The organism is Bacillus sp. AFS088145 (assembly GCF_002564465.1).
Lineage (GTDB): Bacteria > Bacillota > Bacilli > Bacillales > Bacillaceae_G > Gottfriedia.
Window position 1 is genome coordinate 39,969 of the sequence record NZ_NUUX01000040.1, and the last position, 21,550, is coordinate 61,518.

Sequence of the window (21,550 nt, forward strand, 5' to 3'; positions counted from 1 at the left end):
AGAAAGATCTCTCAAAAAATTGAGAGATCTTTTTTATGTTCTTAACTTGCGAGTAGAGATAGAATCACAAGGGAAAAAGCTGAAAAGGATTACTAATTTAATCCAAAAAATGTAAATCTATAAAATTTGTAGATTGACAATTCACAAATTCCCCCAAATCCATTCATATAAAATACTTATATAAAACAATAACAACAGGAAGATTACTCCAAATTTTTAACAAAATCTGACAAAGTTCTTTCTGCACTTTATGCTAAATTTCCCCAATTTACTGTCTATAATACCCCACTTATAATGAAGAATGGCAATTAATTTGTCATAAAATTTTAAAAACTATTAAAATTCAGTCATCAAAGGAGGAGAAATGGTTAGGGGGGAATAGAGCTTTTGCTCTATCTATTAAAGTAAAGAAGGGAAATGAGAAAGGTATGAGTCATCGTAAAATGAAAAAGATGGTCATGTCAACGTTTCTTGCAACTTCCACACTGCTAGGATACACAGTTCAGGCGTTTGCCATGACAGGTGGAACAACTGCAAATGATAGTAAAGCTGTCCAATCTGACAGTAATAGCAAACTTGACTTGACTCAAACGCAACAATTACAGAATTTATACTTGGAGAAACTTAAGTTTAATCCAAAACTTCTAGATTCATCGGATCAATTAGACTTAATTGTCCAATTTGATGTAGATCCAGCTCCAATTCAAATGCTAAATCAACAAAAAAATGAATCATCTGGCAAAATTGCCGTTAATAAGGAAAGTTCAACAGCGATTACACTTGAAAGTGCTCAGCAAAATGTTAATGAAACTCATAGCAATTTTAAGTCTTTTGTTAGTGGTATATCTAAATCATTAAAAAGTGCTGGTGAGACTAGCCCAATTAAAATAGGAAGAGAATATACACAGGTATTTAACGGATTAGCTGTAAAAATACCAAAACAAGCACTCAATGATCTATTGGCTTTACCATACGTTAAGAGTGTTTATCAAAATGTTAAATATGCTCCAATACCGGCTTCACAAAATATTGATGTTCCTGATAGTGTTACAGGTGACGGTAAGGTTTCCTCTCAAAAATCAAGTCCAAATTTACTGCCTAATACACGCTCGGAACGTAGTACCACACAAGCAACTAATGGTACTACTAGTAGCCCTACTATATCAGGAAATTCAGTCGAACCTAAGTCTGGTACTGTCACAACTCCAGGCCCAGAAGGCCCACAATCTGGTGAAACAGCTGTTCTCGATTGGATGAAAATCCACGACCTTCAAAATGAAAATATTACAGGAAAAGGCGTAAAAGTTGGCGTTATTGATACAGGTCTTGACTATCACCACCCAGATCTTGCGGGTGAGTATCAAGGTGGTAAAGATTTTGTAGACAATGATAACGATCCGATGGAAACTGTTTATTCTGACTGGCTTGCTGCAAAGAATGCAAATGACGCTCTTCCACCAAACCAACAAGATCCAAACTTCCCGACAGATTATCATAATTATATTACTTCTCATGGGACACATGTAGCAGGTACAATTGCAGGTCAATCAAGAAATAGTTCTCCGTATGCACTTAGAGGTGTAGCGCCAGAAGTGCAATTATATGCTTACCGAGTTTTAGGTCCTCATGGTGGTACGGATGAAGCTGTTATCGGAGGAATTGAACAATCGTATAAAGATGGTTGTCAAGTAATTAACCTATCACTAGGTGCAGAATATAATGATTCGTTATCTCCGAATTCAGTAGCAATCAACAATATTACTGACCTTGGTGTTACGGCTGTTGTAGCTGCTGGTAACGCTGGTCCAGGCGCTGGTACATTGGGAACACCGGCTGCAGCTGCAAAAGCAATAACGGTAGGAGCGATTGCTGCACCAAAACAAGTTCCAACTTTTGACATACATTCTTATGGAACGTCAGAGACAGAGTCATTTGCTATTACAAATACTCGCTTAATTGGGAAAGATTTTTCAGAATCAAATACAAAGCTTAGCGGATCAACTCAGTACGACCTTGTAGATGCTGGATACGGTACACCTGCTTGGTATGATAATCTTCGTAACAAAAATATAAGCGTTAAAGATAAAGTTGTACTTGTAAAACGCGGTGCAGCCTCCATTAATTTGCTAATGATGTATGCAGCGAATGAACATGCTAAAGCAATGATTTTATGGAACCCATCAGATATCCCAGACCTATTATTTGATGACCAAGGCTATTACCCATTTTATTTTGGATCAGCAGGTGGTTCTGTTTACACTTTGCAAATAGGCATGAATGATGGAACAAAATTCTATAATGCTTTTAAAGACGGTATGATTAAGAAAATCTCTATTTCCAATGCTGGTAATTTTGAAATGCCAGGGAATTCACTTGCTAGCTTTAGTTCTACTGGTCCTGTTACAGGTTCGTTAGCAATTAAACCCGACGTTGTTGCGCCAGGTGTCGACATTTTCTCAACAGCTCCTTATGATATTTGGGAGCCAGATAATAAAGGTGATTATTCATATGATTATCAAACAATGTCAGGTACATCAATGGCTACGCCTCATGTTGCTGGTATGGCAGCATTGATCTTGTCAGCACATCCTAACTACAAGCCTGAAGATGTTAAGGCAGCGTTGATGCAAACTGCTGACCCTATTGACAAACAACAAAGCGTATTCCAAATCGGTTCTGGTAAGACAGACCCATATCAAGCCGTACATTCAGATATGCAATTTAAAGTAAAGGACTTTGTTCAGTCACGTACATCAACTGATGATTCATCTAGTTCAAATATAGTTACCATTGCAAACACTACAGCTTCTTTTTCGTTTGGCTATACAGCACGTTCAGAAGATGGTTCCGTTTCAAAAACTGGTGATTTATACATTACCAATAATGGTACTGCTGCCAAAACTTTCGACTCATCGAGCGCTTTCTTCAAGGATGCTTTCTTAACAGATGGAAAAGACGGTGAGGCAGAGGGAGCGAAAATTAGTATAAGTGATGTAGTTTCGCCTACAACGGAATTAAAATCAGTCACTGTTCCTGCAGGCAAAACGGTTCATCTTACAGTAAAATTCATTGCTCCTGATTCAACTGCAAGTGGATATTATGAGGCATATATAAACTTTGTTAACCCGGATCGTGCGAATGAAACGTACCGCATTCCTCTTGCAATTAATGTTCAAAATAGAGGTGTTGATTTCAGGGTTCAGAGAAAAGCAATAACGCTTTCTGGAAAGAAAAACTTTAATCCTAATACGTATGCAGTAATCCCAACATCATGGGCAGAACTTAGAATAAAAAGTCAAGTTGACCCTTCCTATGGAATTAGAATTTATGTGATGGATTTAGCCAGCAAAAATTATATTGGTTATATTACCACTATTAACCCAGCTAGTCTTAGTCAAGGTAATTTAACGTATGTACCTTTTTTGACGAACGGATTTTACTATCCTTATAGTGCACCTATTTCCAAGGATGACCCTAACCTAGCTGTAAAACTTACACAACCAATGCAAACACAAAAGACAGTTGATGAAGGTGGATACAATATACAACTTAGAGCATTAGATGCTTCTACAGGTAAGCTTTATGAACAAAACAGTACTGTTTATGTTGATAATACACCTCCAACATTACAAATGGATAAAGGCAGTGAACCAGGCATTTATGAAATTGATGCTGATGGCCCTACAACAGACGGCGCACTGAAATGGTTCTCAGGAAAAACTTACGACTCAAACGTTGATTATATGAAGAACGTTGGTAAAGAAACAGCAGTTCCTGCACCACCAAATTATGACACTGATACGAAAGTTAGCCAATCATTAGGTCAAATCGATGGTATGCTTGGAGATTCAAATTCTGCTCCTTATGTCAATTACTTCTTAAAACCTAATGATGACGGAACATTTAAGTTTGGAATATCTAAAGAGGACCTTGTAAATACGAGTGCCGACAATATGAAGGAAAATTATGGGGTTATGTTCAGATTTTATTCAGAAGATTACTCCTTCGCAGGTAATATGGATACTACAGCAAAATATTATTACTTTGTAAAAAAAGGAAATGAATATGTAGTTAATAGATACTCACGTCTGGATTCACCAGGATCGACAACATTAAATGGAGTTGACCCAGTTTTCCTTGCTGACAAAACATTAGTTTCGAATGGTGATAACTTTAAATCAACGCTATCAGTCAAATATCCTAAAAATCTCGTTGGTGGTAAATTCTGGGTAGACAAACTTGACTATGCAGAATTAACAGATGTTGACTTTAGTGATCAATATAAAGCATTTTTAGCATCTAAAGGAATTACTACTGAGAAAAGTTGGATCCATCAAGATTACGATATAAATGGTGATTATATCTTCAGTTTCAATCTTCCTCAAGCTGTTCAAGCGCAAGGTGTATTGAATACAGAGGATACTATGAGTGGTGGAGTTGCACAGGAAATGCCTCTTATTGATTTAAAACATAAAGTAACGAACGATGCCGGACTAGATACAATGTACCCTCAATGGTCTGCTCTTGTACCGGAAATTACAACGTATAAAGATGGCAAGAACGGAACTGATCGTGTCCCTACTTTCCAAGATAAATTCGTTTATGTTAGGGGCGGAGCATTTATTAGCGGTACTGTTAAACCAGAAGGCTTCCAAAATTATACGACATCGAGTGTATATGGAAGAACTACCCCGATAACAGCTGATGGATCAGGTATCGAGATAAAATTTGAAGATCCTAATACAGGTGGTGTTTCTAAATCAATACCAGTTGCACAAGATCCAACTGGCGCTGCTTCTAGTTTAAATCAGGGAATCGTTCAATCGGGCTTATTTACAACAAGTCTTCCTATGCCAGCAGGTACTAAGCCATACAATGTTACAATGAAAATACCAGGACACTTCACTTACTATGGAAATTTAACAATGACAAGCTCAGGACAATTTGGCTATTCAGCAGGAGGAACTTATTCTGTTAATGGTACAGTTATGCTTGCGGGTGACATAAATGGTGATGATGTAATTGATATGAAAGACATTGAGGCAGAATGTACTGCATACAATGCTTATGTTACAACACCATCAACTTATACAAGGGCAGCTGACTTTAACTTTGATGGCTCAATTGATTATTCTGATTTTGAATATATCATCAAAAATATCGGTAAATATAATACAACTGCTCCGAATGCAGAAACATTAGCTGGAAAAATTGCAACGACTACAAGTAAGAATATTACTTTAACAGGATTTAATACAATACCAAGTGGTTCGGATCTAACTGCATTTAACACCGTTATTAAACCTGTACCATATATTAAAACAAGTGACAGCAATGCTTTTGTTAATTACGGTAAAGTAAATCCATTCCAATTGTTCTCTATTAGTTATAAAACACCAGACGCAAATGGAGCTACTACAATTGCACAAATTGATGATACGGCTTGGAGAAATGCGGTGGATGGGCCTGGAGGGCAAATCTTAATTGATGGTATTGATCGTAAGTCATCTACGAATATCTATAATGGTGTATCAACGAATTCAATTATTGACAAGGTTGTTTCTAACAAAGGCCAATATGAATTTGATCCTACATTATTCGCAAAATCTGGTGTTCACACGATCGTGTTCAAAGCTCCAGGCTATATGGATCGATTTATGAAATTTAAAATGCAAGATGGTGTTGGTAATAGTTTTACACTAACTGCACCAAATAATGTTAATACAATTGGTAAAGCACTAACGTTTAGTCGCCCAGACACGACTGGTTCAACAGCTGTACATTATCGTGATATTTGGCAGCCTAATATTACTTCAATCACTTTGACTGATCCGAAGGGTAATGTTGCAAAAGTCTTCAAAGGGGATGAACTTGCTGGACTATTTAATCAAGTGACACCAGCAAATGCAACAATCTTTAACTTTACAATCCCAGCTGGAGTTTTCTCAACACCATCGATTCCGAGTGGAACAGGAGGATTTAATGATTGGAAGATTGAGATTGCAGCTGATAATTTCGCTACTTATTCATTCTCACAAAGAATTAATGCGTTCTCTGCACCAACAATGACAGCTGAACCAAATCGATACTTTAATGATAGCAATTCAAATCCAATTTCGATTGGAGTTGGAACTACTAATGATACACAAGCTTGGAGAGATGCGATTACAGCTATTCAAGTTGGTGGCATTACAATTAATAGAGCAGATTTTGAAACGAATAATATTACAGTAGGAGCTCCTGGAACACCAATCAAGATTGATAAATCACTAATTACAGCACCAGGAAGCATAGCAATTAGTGTTATTGCAACAAATTATCAAACAGTGACAGTTAATCAAGCTTTCTATAAACAAGGAGTAACACTTACTAGTCCAACAGGTACTATTTATGCTGGGAAGGACTTAGCAATGACGTTTAATCCAGGTATAACTGCTTCGGATTGGATATCTGCAGTGAAATCTGGAGGGGATATTAAGTTTGGTACTTCATCTTCACCATCAATAAAAACAAGAGTGATTATTGACGAAGCTGCGGGAACACTGACTATTCCATTTGATTTGGTGAGAACGAATGGTGGAGCAGCTGTTTCAAAGAGTTTAATCGTTACAGCTCCGGGTTATGCTGACGTTAACTTAAATACTACCGTTACACCTCAAACTGCACCTGCTATTACACTTTCTGCACCGGCAGGAACACCGCAGTTTGGTGATAAACTAACTTATTCAATTAACGGTTCGGATAATCCACTGTGGAGAAGCTCGATTTTACTTGCAGCAACATCAGATCAAACGACAGATAATGGTGATGTTACAATTCAATTATCATCAACTACATCAGTAAAACCTTATGTAACAACATCTGTATCAAATGGTACAGGATTTGTATCAATTGATGGAAATGCAACACAATCGAATACAGCAGCAGGTAACAAAACAGTTAAGTTCATATCACCATACTTTACACCAATTACAATTGCGCAACCATTTAATCAAAGAACAGCACCAACGCCTGTTTTGACGCCAAATGGTGTAGGTAAACAAGTGATTATGACTGTACCTAAAAATGATGAAAACATGAGATGGGCAAATGCTACAAAAGCAGTTACAGGTGATATTACAGTAGGAGGCGTATCTGTTAAATCGGATGCGACAATCTCTTCAGATGAAAGCAAAATTACAATTACGTTGCCAGGCACTGCATTCCCAGCAACAGGAAATGTTGATGTTAAATTCAAAGCGTATTGTTATCCAGATACAACAGTAACTCAAGTAGTTAAGAACAACCCGCCAGTGTTTGCTTCAAAAATTGCATATATTCAAGAAGATACACCGATTACTGTTACTCACGATCAGGATTCAGCGTGGATTACAGCGAATCCAGTTGTTTCATTAAATGGTAAAGTAGTTGATCCAAGCAAGTATACACTTACTGCTAAAGACATTATATTTACTGATAGATCATTATTCAAAGATCTAGGTAACTATGAGTTTACTGTTACAGCACCTGGTTATATTGACACTGCTATTACAGTAATCATAAGTGATGATTTGTCACATATGATTACGGCGACATCGGACAGCAATGGTAACATTGATCCGGACGGAGTAATTTCGTTGAAACATGGATCTAATCAAACGTACAAAATCACACCGAATACCGGTTTTGAGATTGGAAGCGTTAAGGTCGACGGACAAGAAGTAACAGTAACAAACGGAGAGTACACATTTACAAACGTAACGAAGAATCATTCAATTGATGTGACATTTAAACAAATCGTTCATATCATTACGGCAACAGCTGGAACTAACGGAACGATTAGTCCGAATGGCAGAATTACTGCGAATTACGGAACAAGCCAAATGTTTACAATCACACCTTATGATGGTTTTGAGGTTGCAACGTTTAAAGTAGACGGTGTGGATGCACAATTAACAAACAATACGTACACGTTTACGAATGTAACAAAAGATCATACGATTAATGTAACGTTTAAACAAATCGTACACACAATCTCAGCAGCAGCTGGAAGCAACGGTACGATTAGTCCGAGCGGCAATGTATCTGTAAACCATGGAAAAAATCAAACGTTTACGATTACACCGAATAAAGGCTATGAGGTTGCTACATTTACTGTTGATGGTGTGAATGCAAATCTTACAAACAACTCTTACGTATTTACAAACGTAACAAAAGACCACACGATTAACGTAACGTTCAAGAAAATCGTTTACACAATCGTAGCATCAGCTGAAGGCAATGGAACGATTAGTCCGAGTGGTGTACTTTCAGTAGATGAAGGAGCAAATCAAACATTCAAAATTACACCTGATAAGGGTAGTTATGAGGTTGAATCGTTTAAAGTAGACGGAGTAGAAACAAAGTTAACAAATAATACGTACACGTTTACGAATATAACAAAGAATCATACAATTAGTGTAACGTTCAAACATAAAGGAAGCAGTGGAAAGTAATAGGAACATTTAAGAAAAAATAAGTGACGTTATATAGTAGAAAATATATTTTTTCAAATGAGGAATTAAAGGGCTCATTTTGAGTCGCACTAGGCTGTCGGGACCTTCTCGACAGTCTCTTTTTTGTGTATAAATCATTTAAGTCGGGGTAAATTTAAACTAAAATTTGCTTCAATTAAATAATTTTAAAATAATAAGCAAATCTTTCCTTCAGATATTTTATATTGTTCACGAGACAAAGTTAAAATAAGAGCTTACTATATAAAGGTAGGGTTCACTAAATAAAAGCGAGCTAGAATTTTATTTTTCTAAAATAAGGACCTTAATGATAGATTTTTAACTTTTGTACATTGTTTAAATAGTTTATAATTATCAGATAAAGAAAAAAATTTTTTAAGGCAGTTAATAATAGAAATATACTATTAATTGGATATAATTAAATAGTGATATACTATTATTAAAATGTAGTTTAAATGTGTTATACTATTAATAAGATATAATTGAGACAGAAAAGGTGTGTTCCTAGGTGGTGCCTTGCTTTTTGTGACACCTAAGCAGGAAAACCTACTTTTTTGCAAAAAAAGGGGAAAAGGAAGGTTATTATGAGCAACAGACAAACTAGAACAGACATTATCTTAATTGGTGCCGGAGTCATGAGTGCTACTTTGGGATCATTACTAAAAGAATTAGCACCGGAAATGGAAATTAAAGTATTTGAGAAATTAGAAAAAGCAGGAGAAGAAAGCTCTAATGAGTGGAATAATGCAGGTACGGGACATGCTGCATTATGTGAGCTTAACTATACATCAGAAAAAGCTGATGGATCAATTGATATTAGCAAAGCAATAAAAATTAATGAACAGTTTCAACTTTCAAGACAATTTTGGTCATATCTTGTAAACAACAACTTGATTGGTAATCCACAAGACTTTATCAAGCCAATTCCTCATATGAGTTTAGTGCAAGGTAAAGAAAACGTGGAATTTTTGAACAAACGATTTGAAGCGCTTTCTAAAAATCCTCTATTCAAAGGGATGGAATACTCAGAAGACGCTCAAAAGTTGAAAGAATGGATCCCGCTAATCATGGAAGGACGCACATCTAATGAACCAATAGCGGCAACAAAAATAGACTCAGGAACGGACGTAAACTTTGGCGCTTTAACGCGTATGATGTTTGAGCACTTAGAGAGTAAAAATGTAGAGATAAACTATAGACATAGTGTTGAAGACATTAAACGCACTAGTGATGGCGGGTGGGAAGTAAAAGTATATAATATGAGCACTGGTAACATCGATTCCCACATTGCAAAATTCGTGTTTATCGGTAGTGGGGGAGCTAGTCTGCCATTACTGCAAAAAACTGGTATCCCAGAGTCAAAACATATTGGTGGGTTCCCTGTAAGTGGACTATTCTTAGTTTGTAAAAATCCAGAGATTGCCAAGCAGCACCATGCGAAAGTATATGGAAAAGCTAAAGTCGGTGCACCACCAATGTCTGTTCCGCATCTTGATACAAGATATATCGATAACCAAAAGTCGTTATTATTTGGACCGTTTGCAGGCTTTTCACCAAAGTTCTTAAAAACAGGTTCAAATATGGATCTAATTAGTTCTGTAAAACCAAATAACGTTATGACTATGTTAGCAGCAGGCGTAAAAGAGATGTCGTTAACTAAATATTTAATCCAACAAGTCTTATTATCCAATGAAAAGCGTATGGAAGAATTACGTGAATTTATTCCAAATGCTAAGAGTGAAGATTGGGATATCGTAGTTGCTGGTCAACGTGTACAAGTTATTAAAGACACGCCAGCTGGAAAAGGAACGCTTCAATTCGGTACGGAAGTAGTTAGTGCAGCTGATGGATCGATTGCGGCATTACTTGGAGCATCTCCAGGTGCTTCGACAGCTGTTCACGTAATGCTTGAAGTTTTAGAGAAATGCTTCCCCGGGCATATGATGGAGTGGGCTCCTAAAATTAGAGAGATGATCCCTTCATTTGGTTTATCTCTAGAAGAACATACAGAGCTTTTAGAAGAAATTCAAGCTTCAACTTCAAATACGCTTGGATTAAACGAAAAAGAGCTAGCTTATAGTTAATTTTTTTCAATTAACATTAATTTAAAGAACCTTCAATTGAAATTGGATTGAAGGTTCTTTTTGATTTGATAGGAAATAGGAGATTATGACTAAATAACGAAGATCATGATGAATCATGTCGATTTAAATTTTTTGAAAAATTGAAAAAAAGTGTTCATGATTTAAAAAAGAGGTGATATACTACATACAACTGGTAATGACATCATTACTAAATGGTTTTTTGAAAGTGAAATAGGGGTGATGAAATTTATATATTAGGAAATTAAACATTTTTTGTAAGCCTTTTCAAATTAACTGGTAATAACATCATGACAACATGTTCATGGAGCACAATATTCCGAAACATGTTACTTAGAGCAACTACTGGGTTAAAAGGCTATTAAACTTTTAAGAGAAAGAAGGGGAATGGGATGAAAAAGTGGCTTGTTTTGCTACTAACCTTGGCTTTAGGCTTACTAGGATTAGCTGGGTGTGGCAGCAGTGACACATCGGGGGATGCAAAAGATGGAAAGGTTGAAATTACTTACGGTTTTTGGGATAAGAAGCAAGTTCCCGCAGTTGATGAAATTATAAAATTATTTAATGAAAAGAACCCTAATATTAAAGTGAAAACAGAGCTTACTCCATATGCACAGTATTTCCAAAAGTTAGAAACAGCTGCAACTGGAGGAGCGTTACCGGACGTTTTATGGATGAATGGTCCACATATAGTCCAATATGCGGAAGGTAAAGTAATTGTCCCACTTAGTGACTTAGCATCAAAGGACAACTATAGCCTAGACAATTATCCTAAGTCATTGGTCGATCTTTATACAGTAGATGGAAAGCTTTATGGTATTCCAAAAGACTTTGATACAACTGGACTTTGGTATAATAAAAAGATTTTTGATGAAGCAGGTATACCTTACCCAGATAATACTTGGGATTGGAATAAGTTAAAAGAAGTAGCCAAGAAGCTGACAAATAAAGATAAAGGAGTTTATGGTTTTGCAGCTTTAATGGGTAACCAAGGCGGATACTATGACTTCATTTGGCAAAATGGTGGACATATTATTTCCGATGATGGAAAGTCAGTCGGATTTGATCAACCTGAGGCAATTGAAGCACTTAAATATAACATTAGTTTTATAAAAGAGGGTCTGTCTCCTACACAAGCTCAAATGACGGAAACAGCACCATCAGAGTTATTCTCTTCTGGAAAAATTGCAATGATGTTTGATGGACCTTGGATGGTTCCGGAATATAAGAAAAATCCAGATTTAAATGTAGCTGTCGTACCTAAAGGAAAACAGCGTGCAGTTTCCATACATGGATTAGCAAACGTTATTGCGGCAAATACAAAACATAAAGATGCTGCTTGGAAGTTTGTTCAATTCCTAGGTTCAAAAGAAGCAGCAGAAGTATATGCGAAAACTGGTACTGTAATCCCTGCTTATAATGGTACACAAGATGCTTGGTTAAAAGCTGTTCCAAATTTAAATCTTCAAGCCTTTATTGATGGAGTGGACTATTCAGTTCCATTACCAAGTGTGAAAAATACAGGCGAAATATGGCAGTATGAAACAGATATCTTGAAAAAGGCATGGAGTAATGAAGAAAGTGTTGAAGATGCTGCAAAAGAATTAACGAAAAAGGCAGACGAGGCACTAGCTAAGAACTAAAAAAATGAAGAGAAGAAGCTTTCTAAAGCCTAAAATTACTTCTTCTCTTTATTTCCCTTAAAAGGAGTGAATACAGTGAAAGAAATGCCTCTACAAGTTGAAGTGAAATCAAAAAGTAAATTAAAAATACCAAGCTTATCAAAGACAAGAAAACGATCAGATTATTTTTGGGCGTATTGTATGATTGCACCAACAATGATTGGTTTAACGATTTTCTATTTGTGGCCAATCATTCAAACGATTTACTTCAGTTTTACAGAATGGGGAGCTTTTGGACAATATGAATGGACAGGATTAGACAATTATAGACGAATGCTAGAAGATTCTAACCTATTACAGTCGTTTAAAAACACCGGCATTTATATCGTTTTTACAGTTCCGATTGGTATTTTTTTATCGATTCTTATAGCAGTTCTCTTAAACCAAAAAATTAAGGGCAAATCTGTTTATCGAACCTTGTATTTTTTACCTGTTATTACCATGCCGGCAGCAATCGCTATGGTTTGGAGATGGTTATATAATTCTGATTATGGGCTCCTAAATTATCTTTTATCCATCTTTGGAATAAAAGGTCCACAATGGGTAAGTGATCCAAAAATTGCACTGTATTCAATTATTGTAGTAGCAATTTGGAGTGGACTTGGTTACAACATGGTTATTTTTCTTTCAGGACTACAAGGGATTCCAAGATCATATTACGAAGCAGCGGAGATAGATGGTGCAGGGCCAGTCAAGGTCTTCTTTAAAATAACACTACCGTTACTTTCCCCGGTTATATTCTTCGTAACAATCATGTCCTTTATTGGAGCATTCCAAGTGTTTGATTTAATTTTTATGATGATTGGGAAAAGCAGTACAGCACTCGAAAATACCCAATCAATTGTGTACTTATTTTATCAGCATGCATTCGTGTTAAATGATAAAGGTTATGCTGCTGCAATTGCGGTTTTACTATTAGTCATTATTTTAATCATTACAGCGATTCAAATGGTTTTACAAAAGAAATGGGTTCATTATGATTGAAGGAGGAGTAGCCATTGGAAAAAGCAAGATACCAGTTCAACAGTAAAACAATCTTAATTCATTTAATCCTAATTGTCGGCGCCTTGGCGATGGTCTTCCCTTTTATATGGATGTTACTAACTTCATTAAAAACTTATGCTGAGTCGATTCAAGTTCCTCCTGTTATTGTTCCAAAGCATTTCCAGTGGGTGAATTATAAAGATGTTTTTGATTTATTACCATTCTTTAAATTCATGTTTAATACGCTAATCATTACAGTGATTCGCACAATTGGACAATTATTATTATGTTCTTTAGCTGCTTACGCTTTTGCAAGAATTGAATTTCCAGGAAGAAATATTCTTTTTTTAATTGCATTATCGGTTTTAATGGTACCTGGGCAAGTCTTTTTATTGCCACAATATATGATCATGGTGAAATTAGGCTGGTTAAACACTTTACAAGCGGTAGTCGTTCCAGGTTTATTTAGCGCATTTGGTACATTCCTTTTAAGACAATTTTTTATGGGGTTACCAAAGGAGTTAGAAGAAGCTGCTAGATTAGATGGCTGTAATCATTTCCAAATTTATTGGAAAATCATGCTTCCTTTAGCAAAGCCAGGTTTAGTTGCTTTAGGTATATTTACAACGCTATGGAGCTGGAATGAATTAATGTGGCCAATGATTGTTAACAGCTCACCAGAATCAATGACGTTGTCTGTCGGTTTGTCATCATTACAAGGACAATATTTAACCAACTATCCAGTTTTAATGGCAGGATCATTTTTAGCCATTTTGCCAATGCTTATTTTATTTATGATTTTACAAAAACAATTTATTGAAGGAATTGCAGTTACGGGAAGTAAATAAAAATCTTACAAAGCTTGGAGGAAACTAATTATGAAAGCAGCTTTAATAGGAGCGGGAAGTAGAGGATTTTACGCATACGGTTCATACGCTTTACAGTATCCACATGAAATTCAATTCATTGCAGTAGCTGAGCCAAATAAAGAAAAAAGAGAAAAGTTTGCGGAAGCTCACAATATCCCTGAGAATATGAGATTTGCAGACTGGACTGAGCTATTAGAAAAAGAACAGCTATGTGAGGCGTTATTAATTTGTAGTCCAGACCGGAATCATTATAAGCCCGTTATGAAGGCTATTGAAAAAGGATACAGTATTTTATTAGAAAAACCGATGTCACCAGAACCAATTGAGACGTTAGAAATAGCTGAAGCGGCAGAAAAGCATAATACATTATTAACAGTTTGTCATGTTATGAGATATGCGCCATTTTATCAAGCATTAAAAGAAGTTGTTGATCGAAAAGTAATCGGCGACATCATATCAATCCAGTGGAACGAGAATGTAGGTTACTTTCACCAAGCTCATAGTTTTGTACGTGGCAACTGGCGGAATTCGTCTGAATCTAGTTCAATGCTCTTACAAAAAAGCTGCCACGATATGGATATGCTTGCGTGGCTGATTGGTACAGAGTGCAAGAGTGTATCTTCATATGGAAGTTTAACTTACTTTAAAAAAGAAAACGCACCAGAAGGTTCAACACATCGCTGTTTGGATGGTTGTAAGGTAGAAAAGGAATGTCCTTATTCAGCAGCAAAATGGTATTTACATGACCGTGATGTTTGGCCAGCAAATGTTATTTCAGCAAGTTCAAGTCTTGATAGTAGACTAAAGGCAATTCAAGAGGGACCATATGGTCGTTGCGTATATCACTGTGACAATGATGTTGTGGACCATCAAGTAGTTAATTTATTATTTGAAAATGACGTAACAGTTGCATTTACTATGACGGCATTTACAAATGAAACATTCCGTAACTTTAAAATTATGGGAACAAAAGGTGAAATAGTTGGAAATGATGCTAAAAATGAAATTGAAGTTAATTATTTTTCAGGTAAGAAGGAATTAATTAATCCATCAACAGTAGATGGTGGTCATATGGGAGCCGATACAAGTATTATGGCTGATTTCATTCAACGCGTTACTAAGAAGGACAAAGGTAGCTTAACATCAGCTATCGTATCAGCTAAAAGTCATATGATCGCTTATGCTGCAGAAGAGTCAAGAGTTTCAGGAACAATGGTTTCACTAGATGACTATGAGAAAAATTTAAGAATGACAGAAGAGAGAGTTTTGTAGAAAATTCTGTTGCGACATAATGTGGTATCTTTTTCAATATTATGTATAATAGATGTATATTTAACTGGTTATGACAAAGATACCACTAAAGGAGCTAATCATGGTAGAAAAGGATTCCCGACTTCCTCTTTATTATCAATTAATGGATATTTTATTAGAAAAAATCGAATCAGGCGAACTTGCTGAAAACGATCAGCTACCATCTGAACGAGAATTATGTGACACGTATCAAGTTAGCCGTACAACGGTAAGGCAGACGATGCAAGAGCTAGAAAAACAAGGCTATATATATAAAGTTCATGGTAAGGGGACATATGTTTCTCCAAGAACGTATAACCAAAGTCTTGTAAAATTTTATAGTTTTACAGAAGAAATGAAAAAGGCAGGGAAAATCCCAACGACAACGGTCGTTTCTTTTGAAAAAATCAATTGTGACAGTAAAGTAGCAAAGGTCATGGATCTATCGGTAGAAGAAGAGATATTTAAGATTGTTCGATTAAGACTTGCAGATCAAGAACCGATGTTATACGAAACCTCATATGTACCCGTAAAGGATTTTAAAAATCTTTCGAGTGAAGAATTGCAACATACGCCGATGTATGAAATCTTCAGAACTCAATATAATGTGAATATTTCTAGCGCTTTAGAAAGCTTTATGGCTGTTAGTGCAAATAAAGTGGAGTCAGAAATGCTAAACATAATCGAAGGTGCACCATGTCTAATGCTTAAACGAGTTACTTATGATCAAAGTAAAGTAATTGAGTATACAATTTCTATTGCAAGAGGGGATAAATTTACTTATACAGTAGAGTTGAAATAGACACTTCAAACTAAGTCACAAATACTCGCTTGCAATCAGTCTGAAAACCAGCTTTTAAGGGTTTTTTCTACACACTAAAAATAGGTACAGAAGTATCTATTTATTCTAACTGGTAATGATGACATTAACAGTTGAAATAGGAGGAAGTAAATATGGAGCTATTAAAATCAAGTGAAAATGAAAGAATGAATGTTGGCGCGAGCCATACAGCAAAAGAAATAGCCCAGCAACCTAGATTATGGAACGAAACAAAGGATATTCTTTTATTTAATAGAGACCGAATTCTTACATTTTTAAAGGGCATTGAAAAGAAACACGATCAGTTACGAATTATTTTAACTGGTGCGGGTACATCTGCATTTGTTGGTGACACAGTTCTTCCCTATTTAAAACAAATCGTTAACAACAAAAAAATAGTAGTAGAGAGTATTGCTACGACAAATATTGTGTCAAATCCATATTCTTATTTAAGCAAGGACCTTCCAACAATCATGATTTCATTTGCTCGTTCAGGAAATAGTCCAGAGAGTTTGGCTGCTATTCATTTAGGAGAACAAGTTATAGATGATTTTTATGGAATTGTTTTTACATGTAACCAAGACGGACTACTGGCTCAAAAGAAGAAAAATGATCATAATCATTTGGTCATCCATATGCCAGAAGAAGCAAATGACCAAGGATTTGCAATGACGAGTAGTTTTACGACTATGCTTTTCTCAGCTTTACTACTTTTCAATATTGATGAGATTCATACGTGGGAGAAGAAAGTTGAAGAACTTATACATGCTGGTCATTCAATTATTAGCGGGAGCGAACAAAGTATTAAACAACTGGCGAATTCGTCTTTTCAAAAAGTTGTTTATTTAGGTTCAGGGGTTTTTGAAGGATTGGCAAGAGAAGCATCATTAAAATTATTGGAGTTAACAGGCGGGACAATTCCTTCTACTTTTGATACTTCATTAGGTTTTAGACACGGCCCTAAGTCCATTTTAGATAAAGATACCGTTGTATTTGTGTTTTTATCTTGCAACCCTTACACAAGACAGTACGATCTCGACATTTTAGAAGAGATTTACAAAGAAACCAATCGAGGGAAAGTAGTAGCAATTTCATCTTTAAAGGATCAGGTTGCTGAAGAATATAGTGATCTTTTCTTTTACGTGGATCTTCTTAAAATTAGTGAAGATATTTTTCTAACTTTCCCTTTTATCTTATACGCGCAAACTTTTGCTATGTATAAATCGATTAATCTCGGCTTTTCTCCAGATAACCCTTCTCCATTAGGAGTAGTTAACAGAGTTGTTAAAGGAGTTACGATTTACCCTTTTACAAATGAGATGAAGAATGGAGGAGATTTATCTTGATTACATCAAGAAGTACGATTCTTTTAGAGGCACAATCAAAAGGCTATGCAGTTCCGGCATTTAATATTCATAACTTAGAAACAATGAAAACAGTTTTGGAAACAGCTCAGGAGCTACGTTCACCGGTTTTGATCGCAGCTACACCAAGTACAGTTAGTTATATGGGGGAAGAGTTTCTAATTAGTATGATGGAGGCCGCAAAAAAAAGATACGATATTCCAATTTGTTTCCATTTAGATCACCATGAAAAAGTTAATGATATTAAAGCTTTAATTGATAGTGGAGTTCACTCAGTCATGATTGATGCCTCTCATCATGACTTTGAAGAAAATATTCGAATTGTTCGTGAAGTAGTCGATTATGCTTCTTCGTTTGGGGTTGCTGTGGAGGCGGAACTTGGCCGACTAAGTGGGGTAGAAGATGATCTTGAAGTGGATGAAAAGGATCAAATTTATACAAATCCAGCACAAGCTAAAGAGTTCGTTTCTAGAACAGGAATCGATTCGTTAGCTGTTGCCATTGGAACGGCCCACGGTCTATATAAAGGAGAACCTAAATTAGATATTGAACGATTAAGTGCAATCCAAAAAGAAGTTGATATTCCTCTAGTTCTACATGGAGCTTCAGGTTTACCTGATGGATTAGTACAAAAAACGATTAAAAACGGAATATGTAAAGTAAACATTGCTACTGAATTAAAAATAGCTTTTGCTAATGGATTGCGTGGTTACCTAAATGAACACCCAGATGCCAATGACCCTAGATATTATTTTAAAGATGCAGTAAGAGAAATGAAAATAGTCGTTGCTGATAAAATTAAAATGTGCGGTAGTATGAATAGAGGTTAGAAAAATGATTGCTACAATTACATTAAACCCAGCTATTGATATTCGGTATAATCTTCCTGTCTTTCACTTAGATAACGTTAATCGTGTTACAGCTATAGATAAAACAGCTGGTGGAAAAGGGCTTAACGTTTCACGTGTATTATCTCAGCTAGGGGCTAAAGTTACTTGTACCGGATTTTTAGGCGGAAAAAGCGGCGAGTGGGTAGCTGGTCAGCTCCCAATTTACAATTTAATTAATCGTTTTGTAGAAATAAAAGGAGAAACAAGATTTTGTTTAGCAATTGAATCGAAAGAAGGTCATACAGAAATCCTTGAACAAGGGCCAGAGATATTGGAGAATGAAAGAGAAGAATTTTTGAAAAATTTTGATACTATTCTAGAATCGAATAACTATATTGTAGGTTCTGGCAGTTTGCCATATGGAATCGACTCTGATTTTTATAGAGACCTAATAGAAAAAACAAAACAAAAAGGGAAGTATTTTCTTTTAGATTCAAGTGGAGAATCACTAGCTGATGGTGTAAAGGGAAAGCCTTTTTTAATTAAGCCGAACAGAGAAGAGTTTTGCAAGTTAATCGGGTTAAACCAATTATCAATAGAGGATATGATCTGGCACGCTAGAGAAATATGCCAAAAAGGTACCCGATACGTTTTACTTTCTTTAGGAAAAGAAGGTGCTCTTTTAATTAGCAAAAACATCACACTGCAGGCAGTTATACCAACCTTGACAGATGTGCACCAAGTCGGATCAGGAGATAGCATGCTTGCAGGCTTTGCCTTTGCTCATTCGAAAGGTTATTCAATTGAAGATAGTTTAAAGTGGTCGTGTGCCTGCGGGATATCCAATGCTGCCTCAGAGCGGACTGGATCAGTTGAATTAACAAAAGTTCAACATTACTTTAATCTTATTAAGGTGAAGGAGTTAACAGGGGGCGATTAAGTTGGAAAATATAGTTTGTTTTGATATCGGGGGTACATTTATCAAAATTGGCCTGATTAATCGTGATGGGCAAATCGTTTACAAAGATAAGGTACCAACACCTAAAAGTAATATACAAGAGCTGCTTCCTGAACTTTTAGCTGAGAAAATAAAAAAGCTCCAAAATGATTTTTTAATAGCAGGAATCGGAATCTCCTCGTGTGGTCTTGTAAATCATGAAACAGGTGAAATTTTATTTTCCAACAATATACCTGACTATTCAGGAATGAAGCTTGGCGAAATACTTTTCAATTTATTTAAATTACCCGTTAGTGTAGAAAATGATGTGAAAAGTGCTTGCATCGGCGAAATGTGGAAAGGTGCAATTCAAGGAAAGAAAGATGTAGTTTTTCTAACATTAGGAACAGGTATTGGAAGCACTATTATCATAGATGGGAAGATTGTAAGCGGATCTCGTCTTTTAGCTGGTGAACTAGGTCATACCGTCATCATTAATAACGGACGTTCATGTGGATGCGGACGGAGAGGGTGCTTTGAAAGATATGCTGCTACCTCAGCGTTAGTAAATGACTTTATTGATGAGAAGAACAAAAATGGTGAAGTTATAGAGAAAATCTCTGGAGAAGAAATTTTAGCTCTAGTAGAAGTAGGAGATTCAATTGCTACTGGCGTGTATAAAAAGTTTATTCATTATATAAGCATTGGTCTATCAAATATAGTCCATCTTCTGAACCCGGAGGCCATTATTATCGGGGGAGGAATTGCTGAGCAGGGAGACCGATTTATTCAAGACATCAACTCTGAGATTAAAAAGGAAACCATGCCAATTTATCATCAAGAAATAATCGTATTTCCTTCGATTCTTGGGAATGATGCTGGGCTGTATGGGGCATGTTATTTAACTTTAAAAAAATTAAACTACTTACACGTATAATTTTTAAGCAAACAGGCAGCATCCTATTTTGGTGTTGCCTATTCTTCTTTAATAAAAAGTATTCCTGCGAACAATAAAGGGGGAAGTTTTATGAAAGCAATTAAGGTAGAAAAGGTATATACACCCGATAAAGTAATTGAAGCTGGCTATATACTGATTAATAACGGAAAAATAAATGAAGTAACAACGAATAGACCCTCCTGTGAAATTTTGGATTATTCTAGTTTTGTAGCTATTCCAGGCATGATTGACTTACATATTCATGGTATTGCTGGAAATGACACGATGGATGGTAGTGTACAATCATTACAAGAAATGTCTATGTCGCTTGCACGTCATGGAGTTACGGGATTTTTGCCAACTACACTGACTCATGATTTCGAAAAAATTAAAAAAGCTGTAATGATCGTAAGTGAAGCGATAGGACAGACAGAAGGAGCGGAAATCATTGGATCATATGTAGAAGGCCCATATATTACAACTGAGCATCGAGGTGCTCATCCGGTCAAGTATATTCGTGAACTAAATACTGATGAGTTAATTGAAGTCATAAAAGTTTCCAATAATACGGTTAAAGTGATCACTATAGCTCCAGAAAAAGAGCTTGCAGAGGAAGCTATTAAATTGCTAACAGATAAAGGAATTCACGTGTCTATGGGTCATACAAATGCAGACTATGACACAACGAATAACGCAATTGAACATGGGGCAAGAATTTCTGTTCACACTTTTAACGGCATGAAAGGATTCAATCATCGTGATCCTGGGTGTCTTGGTGCCGTCCTAACTAATGATCAATGTTATTGTGAATGTATAGCAGATTTACAGCATGTCCACCCGGGAGCGATTAAGCTGTTATACAAAGCAAAAGGAACAGAACGGATATTTTTAATAAGTGATTCAATGGCAGCTGCTGATTTACCAGATGGATCCTATACACTTGGTACATTAGACGTTAAAGTGGAAAATAAAATTGCTCGAACAGTAGAAACAGGCTCATTAGCTGGAAGCACAACTAATTTAATGGAGTGTTTAAAAAATGTAAAAGACGTTTTAGGAGTGCCTTTAGAAACTATTTTACCGATGGTCAGTCTTAACCAAGCAAAATTACTTAATATTGGTCATGAAGTTGGAAGCATAGAATGTGGGAAAAAAGCAAATATCGTCTTAATTGATCGTCAGTTTAATGTTCAAGCTACTATTGTGAATGGAAAATTTGTATTTAGGAATAATCATAAATAAT

The 21,550-nt window shown here is 36.0% G+C and carries 12 protein-coding genes; all 12 read left to right on the forward strand.

The genetic code is table 11. The features are described from left to right. The first annotated feature begins 428 nt into the window (after positions 1–428). On the forward strand, positions 429–8,474 hold the full coding sequence (locus tag COI44_RS20425) for a S8 family serine peptidase (protein WP_098429579.1): 8,046 nt from the start codon (positions 429–431) through the stop codon (positions 8,472–8,474). 602 nt (positions 8,475–9,076) lie between these two features. Continuing rightward, positions 9,077–10,576: a malate:quinone oxidoreductase gene (locus COI44_RS20430; protein ID WP_098429580.1), complete on the forward strand. Its 1,500-nt coding sequence runs from the start codon at positions 9,077–9,079 to the stop codon at positions 10,574–10,576. A gap of 410 nt (positions 10,577–10,986) precedes the next feature. Beyond that, on the forward strand, positions 10,987–12,237 hold the full coding sequence (locus COI44_RS20435) for an ABC transporter substrate-binding protein (RefSeq protein WP_098429581.1): 1,251 nt from the start codon (positions 10,987–10,989) through the stop codon (positions 12,235–12,237). 84 nt (positions 12,238–12,321) lie between these two features. Further along, a complete protein-coding gene (locus COI44_RS20440) occupies positions 12,322–13,260 on the forward strand; it encodes a carbohydrate ABC transporter permease (RefSeq protein WP_179887210.1) in 939 nt (312 codons plus the stop codon). 89 nt (positions 13,261–13,349) lie between these two features. Beyond that, entirely contained in the window at positions 13,350–14,108 is a 759-nt protein-coding gene (locus COI44_RS20445; protein WP_098429598.1) for a carbohydrate ABC transporter permease, read from the forward strand. Between the two features lie 27 nt (positions 14,109–14,135). Further along, a complete protein-coding gene (locus tag COI44_RS20450; RefSeq protein ID WP_098429583.1) occupies positions 14,136–15,401 on the forward strand; it encodes a Gfo/Idh/MocA family protein in 1,266 nt (421 codons plus the stop codon). Between the two features lie 100 nt (positions 15,402–15,501). Beyond that, positions 15,502–16,221, forward strand: coding sequence for a GntR family transcriptional regulator (locus COI44_RS20455; protein ID WP_098429584.1), 720 nt, complete (start codon positions 15,502–15,504; stop codon positions 16,219–16,221). Between the two features lie 152 nt (positions 16,222–16,373). Continuing rightward, a complete protein-coding gene (locus COI44_RS20460) occupies positions 16,374–17,585 on the forward strand; it encodes an SIS domain-containing protein (RefSeq protein WP_098429585.1) in 1,212 nt (403 codons plus the stop codon). Continuing rightward, positions 17,582–18,433, forward strand: coding sequence for a tagatose-bisphosphate aldolase subunit GatY (gene gatY, locus COI44_RS20465; protein ID WP_098429586.1), 852 nt, complete (start codon positions 17,582–17,584; stop codon positions 18,431–18,433). The genes COI44_RS20460 and gatY overlap by 4 nt, the downstream gene beginning before the upstream one ends. Before the next feature lie 4 nt (positions 18,434–18,437). Continuing rightward, entirely contained in the window at positions 18,438–19,373 is a 936-nt protein-coding gene (locus COI44_RS20470; RefSeq protein ID WP_098429587.1) for a 1-phosphofructokinase family hexose kinase, read from the forward strand. A 1-nt stretch (position 19,374) separates the two neighbouring features. After that, positions 19,375–20,307 (forward strand): ROK family protein, encoded by a 933-nt coding sequence (locus COI44_RS20475; RefSeq protein WP_179887208.1) that lies wholly within the window; start codon positions 19,375–19,377, stop codon positions 20,305–20,307. A gap of 90 nt (positions 20,308–20,397) precedes the next feature. Beyond that, entirely contained in the window at positions 20,398–21,549 is a 1,152-nt protein-coding gene (gene nagA / locus COI44_RS20480; protein ID WP_098429589.1) for an N-acetylglucosamine-6-phosphate deacetylase, read from the forward strand. Position 21,550 lies beyond the last annotated feature (1 nt).

What these genes read in the sequence shown, in the direction of transcription:
- COI44_RS20425 (WP_098429579.1), top strand. Translation starts at nt 429, where the DNA reads ATGAGTCATCGTAAAATGAAAAAGATGGTCATGTCAACGTTTCTTGCA.
- COI44_RS20430 (WP_098429580.1), top strand. Translation starts at nt 9,077, where the DNA reads ATGAGCAACAGACAAACTAGAACAGACATTATCTTAATTGGTGCCGGA.
- COI44_RS20435 (WP_098429581.1), top strand. Translation starts at nt 10,987, where the DNA reads ATGAAAAAGTGGCTTGTTTTGCTACTAACCTTGGCTTTAGGCTTACTA.
- COI44_RS20440 (WP_179887210.1), top strand. Translation starts at nt 12,322, where the DNA reads ATGCCTCTACAAGTTGAAGTGAAATCAAAAAGTAAATTAAAAATACCA.
- COI44_RS20445 (WP_098429598.1), top strand. Translation starts at nt 13,350, where the DNA reads ATGGTCTTCCCTTTTATATGGATGTTACTAACTTCATTAAAAACTTAT.
- COI44_RS20455 (WP_098429584.1), top strand. Translation starts at nt 15,502, where the DNA reads ATGGTAGAAAAGGATTCCCGACTTCCTCTTTATTATCAATTAATGGAT.
- COI44_RS20460 (WP_098429585.1), top strand. Translation starts at nt 16,374, where the DNA reads ATGGAGCTATTAAAATCAAGTGAAAATGAAAGAATGAATGTTGGCGCG.
- COI44_RS20470 (WP_098429587.1), top strand. Translation starts at nt 18,438, where the DNA reads ATGATTGCTACAATTACATTAAACCCAGCTATTGATATTCGGTATAAT.
- nagA (WP_098429589.1), top strand. Translation starts at nt 20,398, where the DNA reads ATGAAAGCAATTAAGGTAGAAAAGGTATATACACCCGATAAAGTAATT.